Consider the following 20068-nt stretch of genomic DNA (forward strand, 5'->3'; position numbering starts at 1 on the left):
ACTTCCTAATCGCGTGTTTTGACCGTCTCAACGTTGTCTTTAGTAACTAACGTGGAACCAAGAATAACGGACTTCTCAATTGCTTCGCCTTTAGAAATTTTCATTGCAGTTTTGATGGCTTCTTTCCCTAAGAAAAAGGGAGGCTCAGCAATGGTAGCAGCCATTTTGCCCGCTTTAATAGCAGCGAGAGCCGGATCAATAGCGTCGCACCCGATTAATTTGATCTTAGCAGTCCGTCCAGACGCATCCATGGCAGCAAGAGCACCCATTGCCATTTCATCGTTAGCAGCATAGACGCCGTCGATGACCGGATTGGCTTGGAGGATATTTTCCATAACGTTGAGCGCTTGACCGCGGTCAAAGTTAGCAGTCTGCTTAGCAATAATTTTGATATCTGGATATTTGGCCATAGCTAGGTTGAAACCTTTACTGCGATCCCGAGCAACGTTAGTACCCATAATTCCTTGAATTTCAACAACGTTCCCTTTGCCGTTCAGGGCTTTAGCCAGGGCTTCCCCTGCGATTGTTCCGGATTTGATGGCGTCAAAGCCAATGTGGGTGAGAACTTCTCCCCCGTTCGTTTGACGGTCAATCGTGAATACAGGTATTTTGGCGGTGTTAATTTTTTTCACACCTTCGGCAATAGCATCACTATCGGCAGGATCAATAATTAAGATATCAGGTTTTTGTTGAATGAGGTTTTCCACATCCGCTATTTGTTGGGCAGGATTATTCTGCGCGTCTGTGACGATAAGCTCGATCCCTGCAGCTTTAGCCTCTGCTTCAGCACCCTCTTTAACAGCAACAAAAAACGGGTTATTCAACGTATTCATGGAAAGACCTATTTTGATCTTTTTCGTGGGCGGGGTAGCATTATCTGTTTTGGCACCACAACCAACTAGGACCAAACTCAAGGTAAGTACAGTAACAAGAAGAGCTGCTAATTTTCGTTTCATTCTTATTTTCCCCCTACTTTTTATAGTTTCTAAGTTGTGAGAACTTGCCATCAATAATAACGGCAACCAAGATAACCAAGCCTTTAGCTATACTTTGATAGAATGGCGAAACGTTCGTTAAGTTCAACACGTTATCAAGTACACCCATGATTAAGGCCCCTATTAATGTGCCTATGATCCCTCCCTTTCCACCTGATAAACTTGTGCCTCCTATGATTACAGCGGCTATCGCATCCAGTTCCACACCCATGCCGGCTGTCGGTTGTGCCGACATGAGGCGCGAGGTATAAATCAGAGCGGACAACGAGGCAAGGAAACCTGAAATACCATAAACCGCAATTTTAACGTAGTTGACTCGAATACCGGACAAGCGAGACGCCTCTTCGTTTCCTCCAACGGCGTAAACGTAGCGGCCAAAACTTGTGTAATGAAGCACCCAGTACATAACCGCATAAACCACAAGCATGATAACGATTGGCAAAGGTACACCTAAAATTTTTCCCCCGCCAATAGTACGGAAGGAACTGTTAGAAACGACTAAGGGATATCCTTTGGTATAAACTAGAGTCATTCCTCGGCCAATAGTCATAAGTGCCAGCGTTACGATAAACGATGGTACTCCGAATTTCGTGACAAGAAATCCATTAGTCAGGCCAAAAAGAGTCCCGACCAGCAAGGCCAGCACTATGGCGAAGGGCAAGGGTACATTGGAAGATAACAGCCCTGCTACCGTTGCCCCAGAAAAGGCTAATATTGAACCAACCGACAAATCAATCCCGGCGATAAGAATGACCAAAGTCATTCCAGCTGCGATAATTGCCGTGATTGAAACCTGCCGTGCAACATTAAAGAGGTTAGAAACCGTGAAAAAGGCATCGGACAGGAAGCTAGCAAGGATACACATCACAATAAAGATTAGAAATACTCGATACTTGTTAATCAGACCGATACTTGAAAATTTGTTGCCGTCTTGTTTTACCACGCTCAACCAACCTCCCCTCCTGTCGCATACATGAATATTTTCTCTTGGGTTGCCTCTTCATTAAGAAGTTCGCCAGTAATACGTCCAGCATGCATCACGAGAATCCGATGGCTCATGCCCAACAACTCGGGCATTTCCGAGGAAATTAAAATAATGCTCTTGCCTTCGTCCGTAAGATTTTTCATCATTTGATAGATCTCGCCTTTGGCACCAACGTCAATTCCGCGCGTGGGTTCTTGCAAAATTAGCACCTTGGGGTTCATCTCCAGCCATTTTGCCAAAACCACTTTTTGCTGATTCCCGCCGCTTAAAGTGACGACCTCAACGGAGGGACTATGAACCTTGATCTTTAATTTTTCAATCCACTTCTGAATAATATCTGTGTGTTTGGTCCGGTTCACCAATACGCCAAGTTTTGCTAGGTGGCGATAAGTAGGCATCAAGATATTTTTCCCTACCGACATATTTAAAACCAAGCCTAAGCCTTTGCGGTCATCCGTTACCAAAGCCACCCCGGCATCGATAGCTTCCCTGATTGAACTGATAGGTTTGCCGCCTTCCACAATGACTGTGCCTTGGATCTTGGGATAAACTCCAAAAAGTGCCTTCGCCAAATGCTCGCTGCCCGAACCCATCAGTCCACCGATACCTAAAACTTCTCCCTTAGCTAAGGAGAAACTAACATCCTTCAAGTGATCGTAGAAGTTTAAACCTGCGGCCTCCAGAACTGTCTCTCCTAATTTATCGTTACGCTCTGGGTATAAGTCGTTGATATCACGACCAACCATCATCCGTACAATATCGTCTTTGGACAATTCCTGGGCGGCAGAACTTCCGATGAAGCGTCCATCTCGGAGCACCGTGACTCGATCGGCAACCCTACCCACTTCCTCTAGTCGGTGGGTAATGAAAATAATCGCCATCCCTTGTTCCTTGAGACCGACCATGATGTTAATTAAACGACGCGTATCTTCTTCATTCAGGGCCGCCGTGGGTTCATCCATAACAATGATCTTCGAGGCGTAGGATAGGGCCTTGGCAACCTCAACCAGTTGTTGTTCCGCAATTGATAGTTCATTGACCAAACTCTTAGGTGATATATGTCTGAGCCCCACTCGCTCCAACAATTCCTTGGTCTGGGCGTAGAGTTTTTTCCAGTTTACAACCCCTTTAATAACTCGAGGCTCCCTGCCCAAGAAAATATTCTCTGCCACGCTCAAAAACGGAATCAAGTTAAACTCTTGATAGATAATGCTGATCCCCAATTCCTGGGCTTGGCGGGGATTTTGAATAATTACAAGCTGTCCGTCGATATAGATTTCACCACAGTCTGGTTGGTGAACCCCCACCAAAACCTTCATAAGTGTAGACTTACCTGCGCCATTTTCACCAAGCAAAGCGAGAATTTCGCCCTGACCAACTTCAATATCCACCCCGGCCAAAGCCTTAACTCCAGGAAAAGACTTGCCAATGCCGACCATCTTCAACCTAGCAGTGCTCATGGGTTATTCCCCCTTGCAACGATTCATTAATAGGCACAACCAGCCACGAGTATTATATTGGCAAAGGGCGTAAATTCGCCGCTCCTAATGAAGCCACGAGCCTGCTTTGTCGTCTCTTTGAATTGGACATGCGACATATATTTAATAGAAATCTTGGGAAAACGTTTTAGAATTTCAGCATGCATTTCTGGGCTAACTGCTTTAATCTCTTCTGCCAAAATGATTTCTTCTACAACTAGTTCCTCTAAAACAGTATCCAGTAGCTCTAGAAAACGAGGCACATTAGGTTTCAGGGCAAAATCAATCCTAGTGTTGACGTTTTCCGGGAGCGGCAGACCAGCGTCGGTCACCACAAGATAATCGGTATGCCCGGTTTCCGCTAACAATTTGGCGAGTGCGGGATTTAGAATACCACCTTTTTTCACAGTGTCTCCTCCTCTATTTTTATTGCTTTGGTGATTTAAGAGAGCAAGATTGACGAATTTTAATTTCTGGAGATAAAACATAATGACGTTTGGGCCGATCCTCTTGACTCGTCATTTGGGCATACAATAAGTCAAAAGCCGCTTCTCCTAATTGGCGCATAGGCCGAGAAACTACGGTTAACGGGGGATTAACAAATTCGGCGAAATCTAAATCGTCAAATCCTATTAACCCTACTTGTTCCCCTAAAATCCAGCCGATTTCCGTAAGCGCTTTTAGACATCCCAGAGTCATTAAATTGTTAGAGGTAAAAATGGCCGTTGGGGGTTCATTTAGCTTGAAAAGTTTTTTAGTGCACTCATACCCACTTTGTTCTCTAAAGTCGCCCTCCATGACATATCTCTCATCCAGCTCAAGGTTATATTCTGCTAAGGCACGTTGAAAGCCGACAAATCTTTCATACCCTGGTGTGGTCTTTTGGGGACCGCGTATGATCGCTATTTTGGTATGCCCTTGGAGAATCAGATGCCTAGTCGCTTGATAAGCACCGTCCACATTGCCAACTAGTACCGTGTCTACCTCGAAATTCTTGATTTGCCGGTCGACTGCAACAACAGGAATCATGCGCTCAATAACAGGTTGAAGCTGATAACCGCCTTCATCTGCGGTAGTAATAATCAATCCATCGACACTGCGCTCCAAGAGAACCTGAATTAGTTCTGATTCAATCTCCGGGGATTCATTGGAATTACACAGGATTGTAAAGTAACCTTTTTTCCTGGCCTGTTGTTCGATGCCCGATACTAACAACGGAAAAAAGGGGTTATTGATGTCCGGAATAATTACCCCGATCGTATTCGTCTGCTTCCTGACCATACTCCGGGCCAATGCGTTAGGTATGTAGCTTAACTGCTCTATGGCCTTCTGAACGCGTTCTTCGGTTTTCGATTTAATACCGCCTTGTCTATTGACAACCCGAGATACTGTGGCGGTAGACACATTAGCGAGAATTGCTACATCTTTAATGGTCGGTTTGCGCATTTCATGATCCCACCTGACTTGTTTAAAAATCTAAACGTTTACATTTTTCATTCTACTCCTTCGCTTACATTTTTGCAATAGTTAGTTTATAGCCAAGTTTCTACAGTATTCTTAAGGGTAATTTTTAATTTATGCCTCTAAAGCAGATGATAACTCAGAAATAAGTCTTGTACGAACCTCTGATTTCCAAATTGATTCAAAAACTTACTACAGTATAACCTATATTATGAAAACGTTTACTTTTTGGATTCAATTTAAGACATATTAAGACATAGCAAAAATAGCCCATGGTTGGGCAAGCACTGCCTCAGGCCTCAGATCTCCTCATCCGCCCTGGATCGGCTTGTGAGCAGCCAAGGTCGTTTAACTCCCGGATGGGCAGATCAAAAACAAACTTCTAGCCAACGAAGGTATCCACTGCTCCACTAAGCAATCACTATGACCCGTTGAGAGGAACATCTGCACCTTAAAAAAACACCAAAATCATGATGATCTTGGTGTTTTTAGGTGTTCAATTTAATCTATTACTTAATGGCTTTCAAAGTCTCTTCACGGATAAGCTCAAGCAACCGTGTCTTAAGACTTAAGAATTCTGAGCTGGTCTTAATGCAATAATCGCGAGGTCTAGGCAAATTCACTGGGATGTTTTCTTTTAAACGTCCGGGTCTAGCTGTCATGACATAGACCGAATCTGCCAAAAAGATGGACTCCTCCACATCATGCGTGATAAAGAGAATCGTCTTCTTTGATTCATCCCACGCCTTGAGCAGGATTTCCTGCATAATACTCCGAGTTTGAGCATCTAAGGCGCCAAACGGTTCATCCATTAAGAGTATTTCAGGGTCATTGGCCAACGCACGGGCAATCGCCACCCGCTGTTTCATTCCCCCAGATAATTGGATCGGATAGTGTTTCTCAAAACCGTTTAAGCCGATAAGTTCAAGATAATGTTGGGCCACCTCTGTACATTGTTTTTGAGAGATTCCCTTTAGTTTCAATCCAAAAGCAATATTATCTTCCACGTTTAGCCAAGGATAAAGAGTATAAGATTGAAATACCATACCTCGATCCGGGCCAGGGCCTTTCACCTCATGTCCATCAAGATACACAGTTCCTGAGCTTGGTTCCTCAAGTCCTGCCACGATTCTTAATATGGTGGACTTTCCACACCCTGAAGGTCCGAGGATCGTGATAAACTCTCCTTCTTTTACCTTAAAAGACGTGCGATCGAGGGCGACCATTTCGCCACCCTTGGAATTAAAGACTTTGCCCACCTGGTCAATGACAAGTTTATGCTCCATTTACACTCCCTCCTTTCTCAGCCAAGAGAATGAAGTACGATAGATGACCTTGAAGAGAATGTCAGTAATCAGACCCATCAAGCCAATAATTATGATTCCCACAAAAATCTTATCCGGCCTTAAGAATCTAGAGGACTGCATAATCATATAACCTAAGCCACTCGACGCTCCGACGATTTCGGCTACAACCAAATACGTCCAAGCCCAGCCAAATGTGATTCTCAAAGTATCCACAATACCCGGAAGAGATGCAGGCAGGATCACTTTGCTAAAGATCTGCGCTTTACTTGCTCCCAAAGTATACGATACCTCGACTAACTCATTTTGGACATTCTTGGTCACATCCATAACCATCAGGGTTAACTGAAAAAACGTCCCAAAGAAAATTACGCTCATTTTTTCCCCTTCACCTAGACCAATCCACAAAATAAACAGGGGAATAAATGCTGTAGCAGGCATATAGCGAATAAAACCCAGTAAAGGCTCAAAAAACCCTTCCATGATTCGGAGTGTCCCCATCAGAGTCCCTAAGGGGACACCGATCAGGGCAGCAAGCAAAAAGCCTAAGCTCACCCTTGTAAAACTAATCCTAATATCCGTTAAGATATCCCCTTGAGAAAATAGATTGATAGCCGTGTCAATGACCTTACCGGGACTCGGAAGAAATAGCGGATTCACTATTCCAGTATAACTAAGAATTGACCACACCAGAATAAATAATAGGAAGGCCAAGAGGCCTGCGGAAGTATATAAACCTTTTGAAATTTCCTTTTTCGGAGCAAAAATATTTTTCCACATCGCTACTCCCCCTTTCCAGGTGTTTTAAGGTGTTTTAAGTACCCGGTTTCCAAGACGCCGCTATGACCATAGACGTTAAATAAGGAGGCCCTTCCGGGCACTCCTTATTTCATTCCTAAAGTCCTTCAACAAACTTGGAATTGATAACACTTTCCGGAGTAATGGCTTTATCGATTAGTTTTTGCTCTAAGTAGAAGTCAATGTCACTCTTTGTTGCTTGATAGATAGAACCTTGCTTGGCACTTGTTCCAAACATTTTTTGATTGTCCTCTTTATTAAGGAACTTAAGACCTGGAACCGTAGCTGTGAACTCTTTTAAGTCGATTTTTAAGCCTTTAGCCATAATCTGATCTGATTCGTCCTTATTAGCTTTCCAATAGTCCATGGCTTCTGCCATTGCAGCTACAAAGGCTTTGACATCATCCGGACGTTTTTCAATCACTTCTGTTCTAAAGCTAATGCTATCTAGGATAATCCCTGGAAGATCCTTCGTGGAAACTAACACTTTACCATTGGCACTTGCCCCTTTGGACAGCCAAGGCTCCCAAGTGACCGCTGCATCAATTTTCCCAGCAACAAAAGCGGCTCCGGCATCCCCAGCTGACATGGGTACCACTTCAACATCCTTCTCTGTTAAACCAGCTTGCTTTAAGACTGTTAGCATCAACAAATGACTTGTAGAACCAACCTCAAAGGCTACCTTCTTCCCTTTTAAGTCAGCAGCAGATTGAATTTCTTTCTTGACCAGGATTCCGTCCCCACCGTAGGAATCATCTAAAAGCCAGACAACTTGAACAGGAACTCCCGAGGCTGCTAGGGTAACCTGAACGTCTTGGGCTGTCGCCATACCATCAATTTTACCGCCAGCTAAAGCTTGCTTACGCTCTGCTAACCCTTCAACGATCGTTAACTCGACATCAACCCCATGTTTTTTAAATAACCCTTTCTCTTGGGCCAGGAATAATGGGCCATAACCAGTCCAGGTTGGTAAAGTAACTTTCAATGGGGTTTTTTGAGCGGTTCCTTGCGTATCTTTGGATTGCTCTTTGGCAGCATTTGTTGCACCACAACCTGCTAAACTTAGAATCAGAACCAGTGATAAAATGAGGGCTGCAATTTTTTTCATGGTCTTTTCTCCTTTCCTTTTGGGGACTCATTGAATGCTTAATAAATTTGAAAGTGAACTTTTACACTTGGGTCATTATATCTTTTAAGGAGTTAACAAAGGCCAGTACTTCCTCGTGCTTCCCTACAGATACCCGAATGGCTGTATCCAACCCGTAACCCTTCAAAGTTCTCACGATCACGCCGTGCTCGGCTAACTTTTGGAATATCAAGTCACTATCAAGTTTGGTATCGAAGTAAACAAAATTGGCATTGCTTTTCAAATAGGGTAATCCCAGCAATTCGAAGACTTCATACATCATTTCTTTACCCTGATGATTGAGCGCCTTCGCTTTCTGAAGATGTTCAACATCATCTAAGCTGGCTAAGGCTCCCGCCTGTACGACTGCATTGACATTAAACGGTGGGCGAACATGATTGATAGCCTCGATCACTTCCATCGTCCCAATACCGTATCCAAGTCGTGCGCCAGCCAAAGAATGAGCCTTTGAAAAAGTACGGACCACGAACAGGAATTTATGCTCGTTCAAATAACGAACACCGGATTCAAATTTGGGTGAAACCGCATATTCTTGGTAGGCCTCGTCAATTATGACCAGAATAGGATCCGGTATTTGACTTAAAAAGTTCATAAGCTCGGTTTTCGGAATTATTGTACCTGTTGGATTGTTGGGATTACACAAAAAGATGGCCTTGGTTTTGGAGGTTATTTTACTGAGGATATCATCTAAGTTATAGGAGAGGTCGTCTTTCATTACCGAAAAGATCGGTGTAGCTCCCATTAGATTCGCCGCTGCAAGGTATTGAATGAAACTCAGTTTTGGGATGATGACCTCATCCTCTGGCTCCAAAAAGGTTTGGGCGATAAGAATGATCATCTCATCGGCACCATTGGAAAGAATAACCTGCTCTGGGCTGACTCCCTCGACCTCAGCGATTTTCTTCATAATCGAATCCCCTGCTGAGCTGGGATAAAGGTTCAGATTGTAGAGTGAATCCGTCATCGCTTGGATTACTTTAGGTGATGGACCTAAGGGACTTTCATTGAAGGATAACTTGTAAACGGTTTCCTTCCCTAGTACCGCTTTAATTTCTTCAACTGGTAAATCCGCTAGCCCGCACTTATAAGGGGTTAACTTAGGATAAACTTTGCGGACGATGTTGTTTACGTTCATAGGCTTCTCTCCTTCTCCGAGCGCCCCAATTGATCCGCACGATGTATTCCATCGGTTACCATTTGAGGAGTCACTGCAAAGGGCATATTAGCCATATCCTCAATTTCAACGGTAACACTGCCAAGTGTTTTCCATTGCTCTTCCGTAATAAGAGAGGTATCAATCCCCATCTCGCCTAAGGTACTGGGTAAATTAACTTGTTTATAATAAGAAATCACTTCGAGAATTTCTTCATCTGGACGACCTTCGAGCGCCAATTGGGTCAATATTCCAAACGCAACAATTTCTCCGTGGTATACCTCATGAACTTCTGGAAAAATAGTGAGTCCTGAATAGACGGCATGCGCTGCGGCGGTCCGGCAATCATCTCCACCGTAGTTGCTGATACTACCACTTACTACGATAATAGCGTCGATAACGTCTTCGAGTTCACTTGAAATGACCCTCTTATCGATCGACTCCGCGGCACTTTTTCCTTCTTTCAATAAGAGTTCATAAACAAATCGAGCTAAGGCAACGGCGCCGCAGTTAAAAGCATTCGGTGCTGCTTTTTGATTTGCAGCCTTGGATTCAAACCATTTTGCTATCGTATCACCGATCCCAGACGTCAAATAGCGAACGGGCGCTTCGAGAATAACCTGCGTGTCGACAACGATAAGATCTGGGCTTTTGGATTTACGACTGATCTCAAGATACTCTCCCTGATCGTCGTAAAGAATGGATATGCAAGTCGCTGCCGCACAAGTTGAGGCAATCGTGGGAATCGCGATCACTGGGAGGTTCAGTAAGAATCCCAACGCTTTAACAGTATCGATTGCTTTTCCGCCGCCAGCGACCAAAAGAACATCGGGATGAAACTCCACGACGCGATCTTTTAAGGTGTATATATTACTCTCACTACATTCTCCCCCATACCAAATGGGGGGAAGTACCTCAATACCGTGTTGTTGAAGGGATTTGATGATTGGATCTGATACAAGACTTAGTGCTGTCTTTCCACCAAAAAGGCAGGCTCTCTTGCCATAAGCAGCAACATATTCTCCGATTTGACCGATCAACCCAATACCTCGAATATAGTTGCCATGTCCTGAAACTGTTTTCATAGCGCGCCCCCAACTGGTGAGTAAATTTATACATTTACATGTAACTTTATACAACCATTTTTTATTCTACGAATATTCCTGTTATATGTCAACCATTTTTTTCTCCAATCAGTCAGAATCCAATCCTCAGCTGCCCAAAACAAACAGACAGGCTGGCTATATCCAGCCGTTATTACCTGTAGTAGTTTTTGTGTTTAAAAGACCCATTGATGAAAACATTCACCAGAGCGGATATTGGTTGGTTAAAGAGCAAACTGACTATAACCCTTCCGCCACAACCGATTTGGTATCAATGATAAGTTAGGGTACAATAAACTTTGTGAGGGAAAAATGAGTACGCGAATTAAAATTAAGACTAATATTAAGGAAGGTAATTTATGTTTGAAGAGAATGAACACATTACTAGAATAAATTTAGATGGTAAGGAATTTATCCTTATTGGAACTGCGCATGTATCAAAACACAGCGCAGAACTAGTGAAGAAAGTCATTGAATCCGAGAAACCAGACTCTGTTTGTATAGAATTAGATGAACCAAGATATCAAACGATTATTGACGGCAATAAGTGGAAAGAGACAGATATTTTTAAGATTATCAAAGAAAAGAAAGCCACTTTACTTTTAATCAACCTTGTCATCTCCTCCTTTCAAAAACGTATGGCCAAACAATTTGGTATTAATGCTGGACAAGAAATGATTCAGGGGGCTGAATCAGCTAATGAGATCGGTGCAGCCTTAGTACTAGCTGATCGAAATATCCAAATAACCTTTTCTCGCATTTGGAATGGGGTTGGGTTATGGGGAAAAGCCAAGCTTATTACGGCGATTTTCATTAGTATTTTCGATGATGAGGACATTTCAGAAGAGGAACTGGAAAAAATGAAATCTCAAGATATGCTAAATTCCATACTTAATGACTTCACGATCAACTTTCCTAAATTAAAGATTCCTCTAATTGATGAGCGAGATCAGTATTTATCCGAAAAAATCAAACAGGCTCCAGGGCCTAAGGTTGTTGCGGTCTTAGGAGCTGCACACATTCCGGGTATTAAAGAAGAAATAAAAAAAGAGCATGATTTAGCTCGTTTATCTGAAATTCCTGCTAAATCTAAGGCTCTCAGTATCATCGGTTGGTCAATCCCGCTCCTTATTCTTGCGGTTATTGTCTATACCTTCATTGCCAATCCTACAGCGGGAGTCCAGCAAACCATAAGCTGGGTGCTATGGACCGGATCTTTTGCAGCGCTCGGAACTGCCCTTGCTTTTGGACATCCGCTTACCATTATTACTGCTTTTGTTGCAGCCCCAATAACCACCTTACATCCCCTTATTGCCGTTGGATTGTTCACGGGCATTGTACAAGCCTATCTCCGTCGACCCAGTGTAGGCGACTTTGAAAATCTTTCTGAGGACGTCTTTAGCCTTAAAGGTTTCTGGAATAATAAGGTGACTCGGATTCTCCTGATAGTTACTTTATCCAACTTAGGTGGCTCAATAGGAACTATCATTGGTGGAGCCGATGTCGTCCGTTTATTCCTGGAAAATTTATAGAGCCTTTAATAGCCTTTAATAGCCTTTAATAGCCTTTAATAGCCTTTAATAGCCGTCAATGGCGTCCTTAAAGCGGGGCTATTGGGGCTATTCTAGCTTATTGGGGCTATTCCGGCGACCCGTTCCTTGGGTCAAGGGTTCATATTTAAGATGTGTCTGCATTGATTCATGCAATCGAACCCACATTTCATCAATATTAGAAATAGCCACCCTGTGTTGTACTCTATTTTATCAGTTTGGAGAGTTCCCTGAACAGAGGTGTACCTGCTTGCTTCATCAAATCGAAAAATACTGTTTCTGTGTTAGTAACTACTGCTCCCATAGATGACATAAGGGATAACCCATTTAGGTAATTCCCCTTGGTTCTTGAACACACCGCATCACCCACTACGAAAACCTGGTAACCATTGGCAAGTAAATCCCTTACCGTTTGAAAAACACAAACATGGGTTTCCATTCCGGTAATAATGATCTTCTTTCGTCCTAGCCCCTTTAGTGCCGAAGTTACCTCACTTGTACACCCTGAAAAGGAAGTCTTTTCATAGGTTAACGCTCCTTCGAGATTGTTACTTACCTCTGAAACAGTCTTCCCTAGACCTTTGGGGTATTGTTCTGTGACGATGATAGGAACACCTAATTTCTTGGCAACGGAAATGAGTGTATTGGTGTTTTGAATAACTTGTTCTCCGTATTTCATCGCAGGAACTAATCTGTCTTGGATATCGATTACCAATAGCACTACTTCGGCCTCTACTAGATCATATTTGTTCAAGGTTAACACTCCTTTCCAATATTATTCGGACAAAATTCTTAAAGCATCATCGAGCGCGAGCAGGTATCGTGATGGCAAGTCATGAACCGTTTCCCGGATTTGTTTAAAGGCCCTTCGATGCGCATCCAAAGCTTGGGTGTCCTGGGGGTAACAGGAGTCCACCACTTTGACTAGAGCATTAGCCTCTTCGGCATGCCCATTCTGGCTGAGATAATCATACAGAGGAAGTGCAAATTTTAATACATCACCCTGAGTTCTAATTGTAAAAGACATTCAAGAAACCTCCACTTCAAGTATTAAATCAAACTATTATACCCTTATTCTACTGCAGTTTCATGACAGGACATAATTTTTTAGCCATATTTAACGACACAAAAAAAACTTTTGCGACGACTAAATCCCTGACTAGCAACGATCTTCAATTCTTTGCTAATCTCAAAACAAGAGATCATTAGGATTGACTTCTTAAGATCTTAAAATATTCGCCATTCCACATGCTGGCCGAGGAAGGCAACCGTAAAGTAATAAGGGGTTCCATTTTGGAGTTGAAAAATAAATTTAACACGTAAAATCGCAGATTTTCAGCACTTTATTAGCATACAAAATCGCAAGTTTTCAGCAAAAAATTAGCCACAGATTTGGCGTTGCCAAATTGTGGCTAATTTTATTTTGGGCTGGTAGAACCCTTTATATCGATTACTTTTGTCAAAATAAAACGTAAGGCCACTTACAATTTTCTATGTAAATGACCCTTTTATAATTAATTATATTCAAATAAACCAAGTAGTTACTTCATCAACTGAAGCAATTGCTGGTTGAGGTGGATTTTGAGCAGGATATCCTATTGCACAACCATCCAATCTACACTCACCCATAGGGAGATTTAACAAACTGCAAAACTCGCTGTCCTGCTCCATTTGACTCGTTATTGATACCAGATGGAAGCCAAGTCCGAGCGATGTAGCCTTTAACCACATATTTTCCATACAGTAAGAGATGGACTGGTGCTGTACATCCGGAATACCTTTCTTTTCAGCAACAACAATATAATATGGTGCGCTACCGATACCTAAAGGGCCTTGTTGCGCAGTCATTTCTAAACGTTTTAAAAATCCTTGACCTTGAGTTTGTAGAAATGGATTGGTATTCATCTGCGACTTAAATTGTTCTGCAAAGGCAGCAGCCTTCTTTCTAACAACGTACGCTAGTTGAGTAAGGAGCGGATTATTACGAGAAATTACAACAAATTTGCGTCCATCCTTTCCTGTGTTAGCTAAAGCAGCAAAAGGTGCTAATACACCAGCTTGAATAATTGCTTCGATATCCTCTTTGGCAGGTGTTTCAGCAGTAAACATACGAATTGAGCGACGGGATTTGAAGACTTCATCCAAATTTTGATTGATAGGCATTTACTATTCCTCCTTGGGTTCATTTGTTATAGGAAAATTTTTTGTCAAAATATTTAGTAAAGAGGTTAATTCTTTCAATTGAGTTTCATCAAGGCTGGACATTAGCTTAGCGGTCATTGAATAGTGAACAGGCAAAATCCTTTCCAATAGGTCTAATCCTTTCGGACTTAACCGAACTAAATATCCTCTCCGGTCATTAGGGTTGGGGGCTTTTTCGATAAAACCTTGATTTTCAAGGCCGCTTATTAATCCTGTCATAGTTGCTTTTGTTACTTCCGCTTTAATGCTCAGTGATACTGGTGACAATTGATAGTCGCTCTGTCTATATAAAAGCATTAAAATCGTAAATTTTCCTTCAGAAATACCGTAAGTAGCAAAATGCTTGTCATATACTTCTGATATCTCAGAGGCTGTTCTAAGTAGCGCTATGCAACTTTCAACAGCATTGATATTTAGACCAGAAAATTGCTTAGAATATTTATTCAGAATTTCACGTTGTGGTAAATCTCTAAGACTAAATTTAAAGCCTTCCATAGTTAACCTCCTAATTTATATAGTAAGGCTCCTTACTTGTTTTGTCAAGATCTATTTATAACAACTTTATAGCTTTCTGAGGAAAGCAAATGGCGATGTTTAGCGTTAAATTATCGCTTGGCATTTTGTTAGAATCTTCTTTCTTAGGTTAGCCTCGTCCTGGGTAAGATTAGTTTATGGTCTTTTGAACCGAGGACCTTTTCCTTAAGCCGCCCTTCCTTGGTCAGAATATAGGTATCCGGCGTTATCAGACCGCTGACAACCGTTTCGCCGAGGCCATATCCGGCACTTATTAATAATTCCGCCTTGCACGCTCCAACAAAATAAATCGTTTTCTTCAGTTCCTTTCCCAGGCACTATCCCCATCTCGTCATTTAGTTTTTTTGTACAGCATATTTGCATTTTTCCCCTCCTAAGTCTAAGAACTTAATCATATATCTATTAGACGAGATTCTAAGCCTTTTTACATGTTCGCTTCACAATACTGCACGGGTTATATCCTCCTGTGTATAATTTACCAAGCCTCATTCCCACAAGAGCCGCGAGCTCTTTTATTGTGGTCACTTCCCCCGGCAGATAAGGCTGATAATAGAACATTGCCACAGTCAATGGCATCTTCTAAGGCGTAATCTCTTAGATCAGGTTCACATCAGCTCCACCGTAACATCTTCGCGTCTTTTTTCATGAAACTCCATGCGCCACTCCACATCGTCCACCGGCTCAAAGTGCAGTGCGGAGCAGGCTACATGGAGCTTGCCTTGGTCGCTGCCGCCGAAAATGATGGCAGTCGGACCATCTGCGCCACCAATGAAGCCAAAGCAAATGCTGTTGAATGCCTGTGGCTCATTGGGATTGGTGCGCTTCTGCCGAGGTTGGTCGGAACGAATGCAATCAGTGACGGTAAATGCACCATCAGGCAGATCCGGCGAGAGCGTATAGCTTATCACAGTATAGTGCGTCGGGAACTCCTGATTTTGGCTGTCAAAATGCTCACGGGACATTTCGTGCTGCTCATATTCCTGCACGGTCAGCGTATGCTGTGCGCCGGTGGTCGGGTGTATAAACTCGATGCGCTCACCGGGCGCTGGTACATGGAAGTGCGGTCCCGACATAGCGACAGGCTCCTGCATCAGTGTTACGCTGAGCGTCGTGATCTGCGGTTTGCGTTTCTTCGGCCAAGGAAAAGCAGAGCGCCAAATTGCCCAGCCATAGGCAGGATCAAGGGCATAATGCTGGGTCACTCTCTTGGCCTCAAGGCCGTTGCCCTCTGGGAAGCAGGGATTCCATGACAAGCCGCAGCCATGAGAGCCTGAAAGAACAGTTCCGTTCAACACAACTTTCGGATTTATATTGATGGCTAGCGGATTTTCTGCGTCGATCTGCATCCGCTGCTCATCGGTAAAGTCGGTTCTAACGTTCTCAATAGAGAGATTCCACTTGTCCATAAAGGAACGGATGCGCTCAACTGGAACCTGTAGGCAAAAGTCCACGACCAAGCCTTTACTGCAGGTGTAAATCGCTGGGATATGCCAGACTTCATCGTCCCAGACAAACTGCTTATCGAGAGAAATTTCCTTGCCGGCTCTTTCACGTCCATGATGCCCCCAAAAATTGCCGTCAAAGTAAACCTTCCATTCAGGTACCTTCGGCTCGACAGGAACCCACTCATAGTAATCTTCCGTATATTTAAGGCGACTGTAATCAAACTCGGCCTGCAGCTCTTTGATATAAGCAAAGGGCTGCTCCATAGGCGCGAGCAACAGCTTCTCCCGAATGGCATCCAGCACAGCCTGCTGTTCATCGGTGAGAGGATTGTCCTGCAGGAAGGCGTCAAACTGCGCCTGATCCCAACAGTATACCTGCTCCAGTGCCGCAGCATCGCCGCAAGCCAGCAGGAGCCGCAGGAAGTCCCTAAAATCTCTTGCCACCGGATGCACATAGTTTCCCGGTGTATTCATCGGGCTGACGGCAAACACCATCTCGCCAAAGCCACGCACGAAGCAATAGTGAATACCATCCACACGGGCCCAGCCGATCACCTTTGCACCCTTGGGCGTGCAGAAGTAGTTGCTTTCGCTCTCGCCACGCTCCAATCCAACGCGGGAGCCGTCAAGATTCAGTTTTAGATATCTTTCATAAGTGGTTGCCATCATGACCTCGCATTCTATGTATTCGCTGACTAGTCGGGATTTATCGCAATGTTGGATTATATGGATTAGATTACTAAATATCTGTATTTCAGTGCTTTATTTTACTTTCAGAGTCCGCAGATACGCCTTTGCTTCGTCGCCGATCCTATAACTCTCAACCGCTTTCTGGATAGCTTTGTTGTGCATCCACTTCTCCAAACGCTGTTCCTGAATATACGGCACAGCCGTTTCGTACTGCTTAGCCAAGGCTGTTGCGAAATACCAGGCGATCATCATGTTGACATAGTATTCCTCCGACCGGATACCCGCTACAAGCTCAAGCATCTCAGGCCGGAAAGCGTCATCGAGATAGAAGCTCATCAGCATTCCGATCCCGAAGCGCACCGTATAAGTCTGGCCGGATATCAGCCAGACTTTGATTTTTTCGTAGAGTTCGGGCAGATGCTTTTTAAATATCTTCGGTGAAATCAGGTCACAGGTTGCCCAGTTGTCTATGTACGGCAGAAACTCGTCAATAGAGGCAACGGCGGCATCATAATCCCTGAGCGTTTCAATCAGGAAGCCGTGCAGGTTGTTTTCTTCATAATACCCGTGGGGCAGGATTTTAAGGAACTCCGAACCCTCCGGTCTTTTGAAAAACTCCCGGGCGAGCTTCCGCAGCTCCGGCGTGCGAACGCCGATCACGGTTTCCGGATTCACCGTCGGCATGAGTTTGCACGAAAACTCTTTGTATTTCAGATCCTGCAGCTCGAATAGCCGGCGCCGGATCTCTTTTTCTATATCGCTCATATCGTTTTAGCTCTCATCTACCCGAATGTTGTTAATTGTTCTGGTTCCTTGATGAAAGACCATTTGCCACCTTCCATCGAGGAACTTCCAAATTGAACTGCGCAATGAATTCCTCATTTCTTCTCTGAATTCATTGGTCTTAACTGCCCGATAGGTAGCTAGTACCACATCTGGCGATAAGACTTTCACTTGAAAATCCTTAATAATCACTGGCACTGCAGGAGAATGAGGTAATTCCTCGACAACTTGTAATTTATCGAATGTGCGCCCGGAAACTCCAGATTCAACAAAATCATCAGCTAGAAGCATTGAAATTTCCTCTCTTGAGCCACGAATCTCAGGTTGTAACAGTCTATCTTCTAGATCATATATTTGTTCATAGAGTGATGATACCATTTTCAAATATTCACCTCCATCAAGAATATCACTCCGCCGAAATCTCTTTCCGCTCCTTTTTACGTCGTGCCTTTTCCAGGCGTTCTTGATACATCTCTCGAATCCAAATACTCACAGGTGCCTTCCATTGTTGGCTTGGGCTGGGGATATTTTTGATCAGACTTCTGGGGTTTAATCCCATCTCTCTAGCCATTTTCAGGGTTTCGTCGTTCAGTCTGCATTTCTTTTTTGCTTCAGCCCACTCGGCGTCCTTTTTTAGATTACTAGCCATGCAGTGTTCCTTTCTTCGCGCCATACTCAAAGCTTTAAGGTCATCCTAATATCTCGTACAACCTCATCAACGCCTGTCCAGCTACCTTTATGCGATAATTTGCTTTAGAGTAGAAACGGCCAAAATACTTAAGATCCAAGCTAATCTCACGCAAATAATGTGTTTTTTCTGACTCCGCAAGTTCCATTTTCGCTAATGGATTTGAATATTGATCAAAAAACTCTATCCGTTGCACAATGTTCTTAGCCCGATCTGCAAGCACAATCGTAACGGGAGCAACTTGCTGTAGCTTCTTCCAGTAAACTGCTTTATGCCGTTATGATTCAGAATTTCTTCAGTATACTGTTTAGCTGCAATTTCGCCTCTTATTAGGCTCTCTTTTTTCGTTTCAAATTCCTCAATATCCATAAATTCAATAACCTTTGCTTCCTTTGAAAACTCAACAAAGCACTTTTGTGCTAGAATGAGGTCATGCGAAAATAGTTTTAGAATTGCGACTTTATCAATATTCAGAATAGTATTGTTCAGGTCTTTTATGTAATGAGGGTGACTCCTCCATTTATAATCATTTGGCACCCTAGCAATTTCAGCTTTAACTGGGTTATTGTGTATATATCTTATGGCTTCAAGCAAATAGGCATCTGTTTCAACAGCTTGGCTTTTAAACCTGTCATGAAACAGATGCCCTATTCTTTCATATTTCTTATTAAAATAATAGACATAACTTGACTATTTCGTTTTACAGCCCGATACTGCTGCTTGCTGCTGAACGTCGGACGGTGCTTAAGTCCAAGCCGCTCCAAAAGCTCTTTTGTGGACAGCGTTTCGCTGCCTAAGGCGGACATCAGGCGCTCGACTTAATCGGTAACTTGTTCGCGAACTTGTTTGGTTTGAATAAGATCATTTAAAGCATCTTGGATCACGCGGAGCATAAATTCAACGAAAGCTGTCGATTCCGCCGCTTTGTCGGCAACAGCCAATATGGTGTAATACTCCTGTTGGCGTTCGCGGATTAAAGTCTCCACAGGCAACCAGTTAAAGATTGGATCGCCGACCTTGAGCGGGATGGTTACCAAGGACTGTTTTTGCATTGTTCACGGGCATTGTACAGAGGTGTCCCTACTTGCTTCATCAAATCGAAAAATACTTTTTCTGTGTTAGTAACTACTGTTCCTATAGAAAAGAAACAAAAAAAGAACACTCCAGGTGACTTGTCCGAAGTGTGCTCATAAGTTTACGATATATTGCTCCTAAGGGCGCCTATAAAACAGCCAATACCGCGTAGAACATCGCATAGTAAGAACAGTTAACAATACTCCTAGGACTACCTTGAGCTTTCAAGAGTTTTTTCGCATCCACAAGAGCTTCCTTTGACAAGTCCAGCCTGTATTGGATCAAAGTAAACAATATCGGGTTTTCCGTCATATTGAAATCCCCTCAGTTTTAATTGCTTTACAAAGCATAGAAACGGAAAATGCACCATTTTTTGCCTCACTCTGTGGAATAACCAAAGGTGAAATTACTATGTCATTCCCGAAACCAATTTCCCAGACCAAATCGCTGATTATACGCCTTTGCTCTCGTGATATTGGCCCGGTTTCCAGATATAGATCAAGGTCTGAATCAGTGCTAGCTTCCCCTCGCGCCCTCGAACCAAATAGCCGAACTTCATTCAGCTATAAGCATTGAAGTTGGGTTATTGAAACCTTCTTGGGTCCAAAGCATAAAATTGATTCATCTAACACGAACCCAGTTGCGCGATTTAATTAACGAAGATGATTTCATTGGGCG

The 20068-nt window shown here is 43.3% G+C and carries 26 protein-coding genes; 1 reads left to right on the forward strand and 25 read right to left on the reverse strand.

Annotated elements, in window-relative coordinates; all coding sequences use genetic code 11:
* Positions 1–5: 5 nt before the first annotated feature.
* The 10 genes from E4K67_RS07250 to E4K67_RS07295 all read right to left on the reverse strand — a co-directional run bounded on the left by E4K67_RS07250 (position 6) and on the right by E4K67_RS07295 (position 10406).
* Complete coding sequence (locus tag E4K67_RS07250) at positions 6–956, reverse strand: substrate-binding domain-containing protein (RefSeq protein ID WP_135545734.1); 951 nt, start codon at positions 954–956, stop codon at positions 6–8.
* Positions 957–969: 13 nt separating this feature from the next.
* Positions 970–1860 carry an ABC transporter permease gene (locus tag E4K67_RS07255; protein ID WP_135545926.1) on the reverse strand — a complete coding sequence of 297 codons (891 nt, stop codon included), beginning with the start codon at positions 1858–1860 and terminating at the stop codon, positions 970–972.
* Positions 1861–1940: 80 nt separating this feature from the next.
* Positions 1941–3440 carry a sugar ABC transporter ATP-binding protein gene (locus E4K67_RS07260; protein ID WP_135545735.1) on the reverse strand — a complete coding sequence of 500 codons (1500 nt, stop codon included), beginning with the start codon at positions 3438–3440 and terminating at the stop codon, positions 1941–1943.
* Between the two features lie 26 nt (positions 3441–3466).
* Complete coding sequence (gene rbsD, locus E4K67_RS07265; protein WP_135545736.1) at positions 3467–3865, reverse strand: D-ribose pyranase; 399 nt, start codon at positions 3863–3865, stop codon at positions 3467–3469.
* A gap of 19 nt (positions 3866–3884) precedes the next feature.
* Positions 3885–4904, reverse strand: coding sequence for a LacI family DNA-binding transcriptional regulator (locus tag E4K67_RS07270; protein WP_135545737.1), 1020 nt, complete (start codon positions 4902–4904; stop codon positions 3885–3887).
* A gap of 524 nt (positions 4905–5428) precedes the next feature.
* On the reverse strand, positions 5429–6205 hold the full coding sequence (locus E4K67_RS07275; RefSeq protein WP_135545738.1) for an ABC transporter ATP-binding protein: 777 nt from the start codon (positions 6203–6205) through the stop codon (positions 5429–5431).
* Positions 6206–7003 carry an ABC transporter permease gene (locus E4K67_RS07280; RefSeq protein WP_135545739.1) on the reverse strand — a complete coding sequence of 266 codons (798 nt, stop codon included), beginning with the start codon at positions 7001–7003 and terminating at the stop codon, positions 6206–6208.
* Positions 7004–7118: 115 nt separating this feature from the next.
* Positions 7119–8129 carry an ABC transporter substrate-binding protein gene (locus E4K67_RS07285; protein WP_135545740.1) on the reverse strand — a complete coding sequence of 337 codons (1011 nt, stop codon included), beginning with the start codon at positions 8127–8129 and terminating at the stop codon, positions 7119–7121.
* A gap of 61 nt (positions 8130–8190) precedes the next feature.
* Positions 8191–9303 carry a histidinol-phosphate transaminase gene (gene hisC / locus E4K67_RS07290; RefSeq protein ID WP_135545741.1) on the reverse strand — a complete coding sequence of 371 codons (1113 nt, stop codon included), beginning with the start codon at positions 9301–9303 and terminating at the stop codon, positions 8191–8193.
* The gene (locus E4K67_RS07295) at positions 9300–10406 is read right to left on the reverse strand and encodes an iron-containing alcohol dehydrogenase family protein (protein WP_135545742.1); all 1107 of its coding nucleotides are present in this window, start codon (positions 10404–10406) and stop codon (positions 9300–9302) included. Before E4K67_RS07295 ends, hisC begins: the two co-directional genes overlap by 4 nt.
* 377 nt (positions 10407–10783) lie before the next feature.
* Here E4K67_RS07295 and E4K67_RS07300 point away from each other — a divergent pair, with 377 nt between their 5' ends.
* Positions 10784–11956, forward strand: coding sequence for a TraB/GumN family protein (locus E4K67_RS07300; RefSeq protein ID WP_135545743.1), 1173 nt, complete (start codon positions 10784–10786; stop codon positions 11954–11956).
* 223 nt (positions 11957–12179) lie between these two features.
* On the opposite strand, the gene E4K67_RS07305 is transcribed toward E4K67_RS07300, so the two are convergent.
* The 15 genes from E4K67_RS07305 to E4K67_RS31460 form a co-directional block, all read right to left on the reverse strand.
* Positions 12180–12728 carry a hydrolase gene (locus E4K67_RS07305; RefSeq protein WP_135545744.1) on the reverse strand — a complete coding sequence of 183 codons (549 nt, stop codon included), beginning with the start codon at positions 12726–12728 and terminating at the stop codon, positions 12180–12182.
* A 21-nt stretch (positions 12729–12749) separates the two neighbouring features.
* The gene (locus E4K67_RS07310) at positions 12750–13001 is read right to left on the reverse strand and encodes an adenylate cyclase (protein ID WP_135545745.1); all 252 of its coding nucleotides are present in this window, start codon (positions 12999–13001) and stop codon (positions 12750–12752) included.
* Between the two features lie 497 nt (positions 13002–13498).
* Complete coding sequence (locus E4K67_RS07315) at positions 13499–14137, reverse strand: nitroreductase family protein (protein ID WP_135545746.1); 639 nt, start codon at positions 14135–14137, stop codon at positions 13499–13501.
* A 3-nt stretch (positions 14138–14140) separates the two neighbouring features.
* Entirely contained in the window at positions 14141–14671 is a 531-nt protein-coding gene (locus tag E4K67_RS07320; protein WP_135545747.1) for a MarR family winged helix-turn-helix transcriptional regulator, read from the reverse strand.
* A gap of 143 nt (positions 14672–14814) precedes the next feature.
* The gene (locus tag E4K67_RS30535; RefSeq protein ID WP_338031850.1) at positions 14815–14922 is read right to left on the reverse strand and encodes a hypothetical protein; all 108 of its coding nucleotides are present in this window, start codon (positions 14920–14922) and stop codon (positions 14815–14817) included.
* On the reverse strand, positions 14876–15073 hold the full coding sequence (locus E4K67_RS30540) for a hypothetical protein (protein ID WP_243454359.1): 198 nt from the start codon (positions 15071–15073) through the stop codon (positions 14876–14878). The genes E4K67_RS30535 and E4K67_RS30540 overlap by 47 nt, the downstream gene beginning before the upstream one ends.
* Before the next feature lie 242 nt (positions 15074–15315).
* Complete coding sequence (locus E4K67_RS07335; protein ID WP_135545927.1) at positions 15316–16821, reverse strand: hypothetical protein; 1506 nt, start codon at positions 16819–16821, stop codon at positions 15316–15318.
* Positions 16822–16917: 96 nt separating this feature from the next.
* Complete coding sequence (locus E4K67_RS07340) at positions 16918–17610, reverse strand: DNA alkylation repair protein (RefSeq protein WP_135545748.1); 693 nt, start codon at positions 17608–17610, stop codon at positions 16918–16920.
* A 6-nt stretch (positions 17611–17616) separates the two neighbouring features.
* Positions 17617–18006, reverse strand: a complete 390-nt coding sequence (locus E4K67_RS07345) for a nuclear transport factor 2 family protein (RefSeq protein WP_135545928.1) — start codon at positions 18004–18006, stop codon at positions 17617–17619.
* 28 nt (positions 18007–18034) lie between these two features.
* Positions 18035–18301, reverse strand: a complete 267-nt coding sequence (locus E4K67_RS07350) for a hypothetical protein (RefSeq protein ID WP_243454383.1) — start codon at positions 18299–18301, stop codon at positions 18035–18037.
* Positions 18302–18499: 198 nt separating this feature from the next.
* On the reverse strand, positions 18500–18910 hold the full coding sequence (locus E4K67_RS07360) for a hypothetical protein (protein WP_135545750.1): 411 nt from the start codon (positions 18908–18910) through the stop codon (positions 18500–18502).
* A gap of 53 nt (positions 18911–18963) precedes the next feature.
* Complete coding sequence (locus E4K67_RS31300) at positions 18964–19122, reverse strand: hypothetical protein (protein ID WP_338031844.1); 159 nt, start codon at positions 19120–19122, stop codon at positions 18964–18966.
* Between the two features lie 12 nt (positions 19123–19134).
* Positions 19135–19368: a hypothetical protein gene (locus tag E4K67_RS07365; RefSeq protein ID WP_243454360.1), complete on the reverse strand. Its 234-nt coding sequence runs from the start codon at positions 19366–19368 to the stop codon at positions 19135–19137.
* A gap of 169 nt (positions 19369–19537) precedes the next feature.
* Positions 19538–19702, reverse strand: a complete 165-nt coding sequence (locus E4K67_RS29660) for a hypothetical protein (protein WP_158408418.1) — start codon at positions 19700–19702, stop codon at positions 19538–19540.
* A complete protein-coding gene (locus E4K67_RS31460; protein ID WP_135545930.1) occupies positions 19699–19953 on the reverse strand; it encodes a nucleotidyltransferase domain-containing protein in 255 nt (84 codons plus the stop codon). The genes E4K67_RS29660 and E4K67_RS31460 overlap by 4 nt, the downstream gene beginning before the upstream one ends.
* Positions 19954–20068 lie beyond the last annotated feature (115 nt).

The organism is Desulfosporosinus fructosivorans, assembly GCF_004766045.1.
GTDB classification, from domain to species: domain Bacteria; phylum Bacillota; class Desulfitobacteriia; order Desulfitobacteriales; family Desulfitobacteriaceae; genus Desulfosporosinus; species Desulfosporosinus fructosivorans.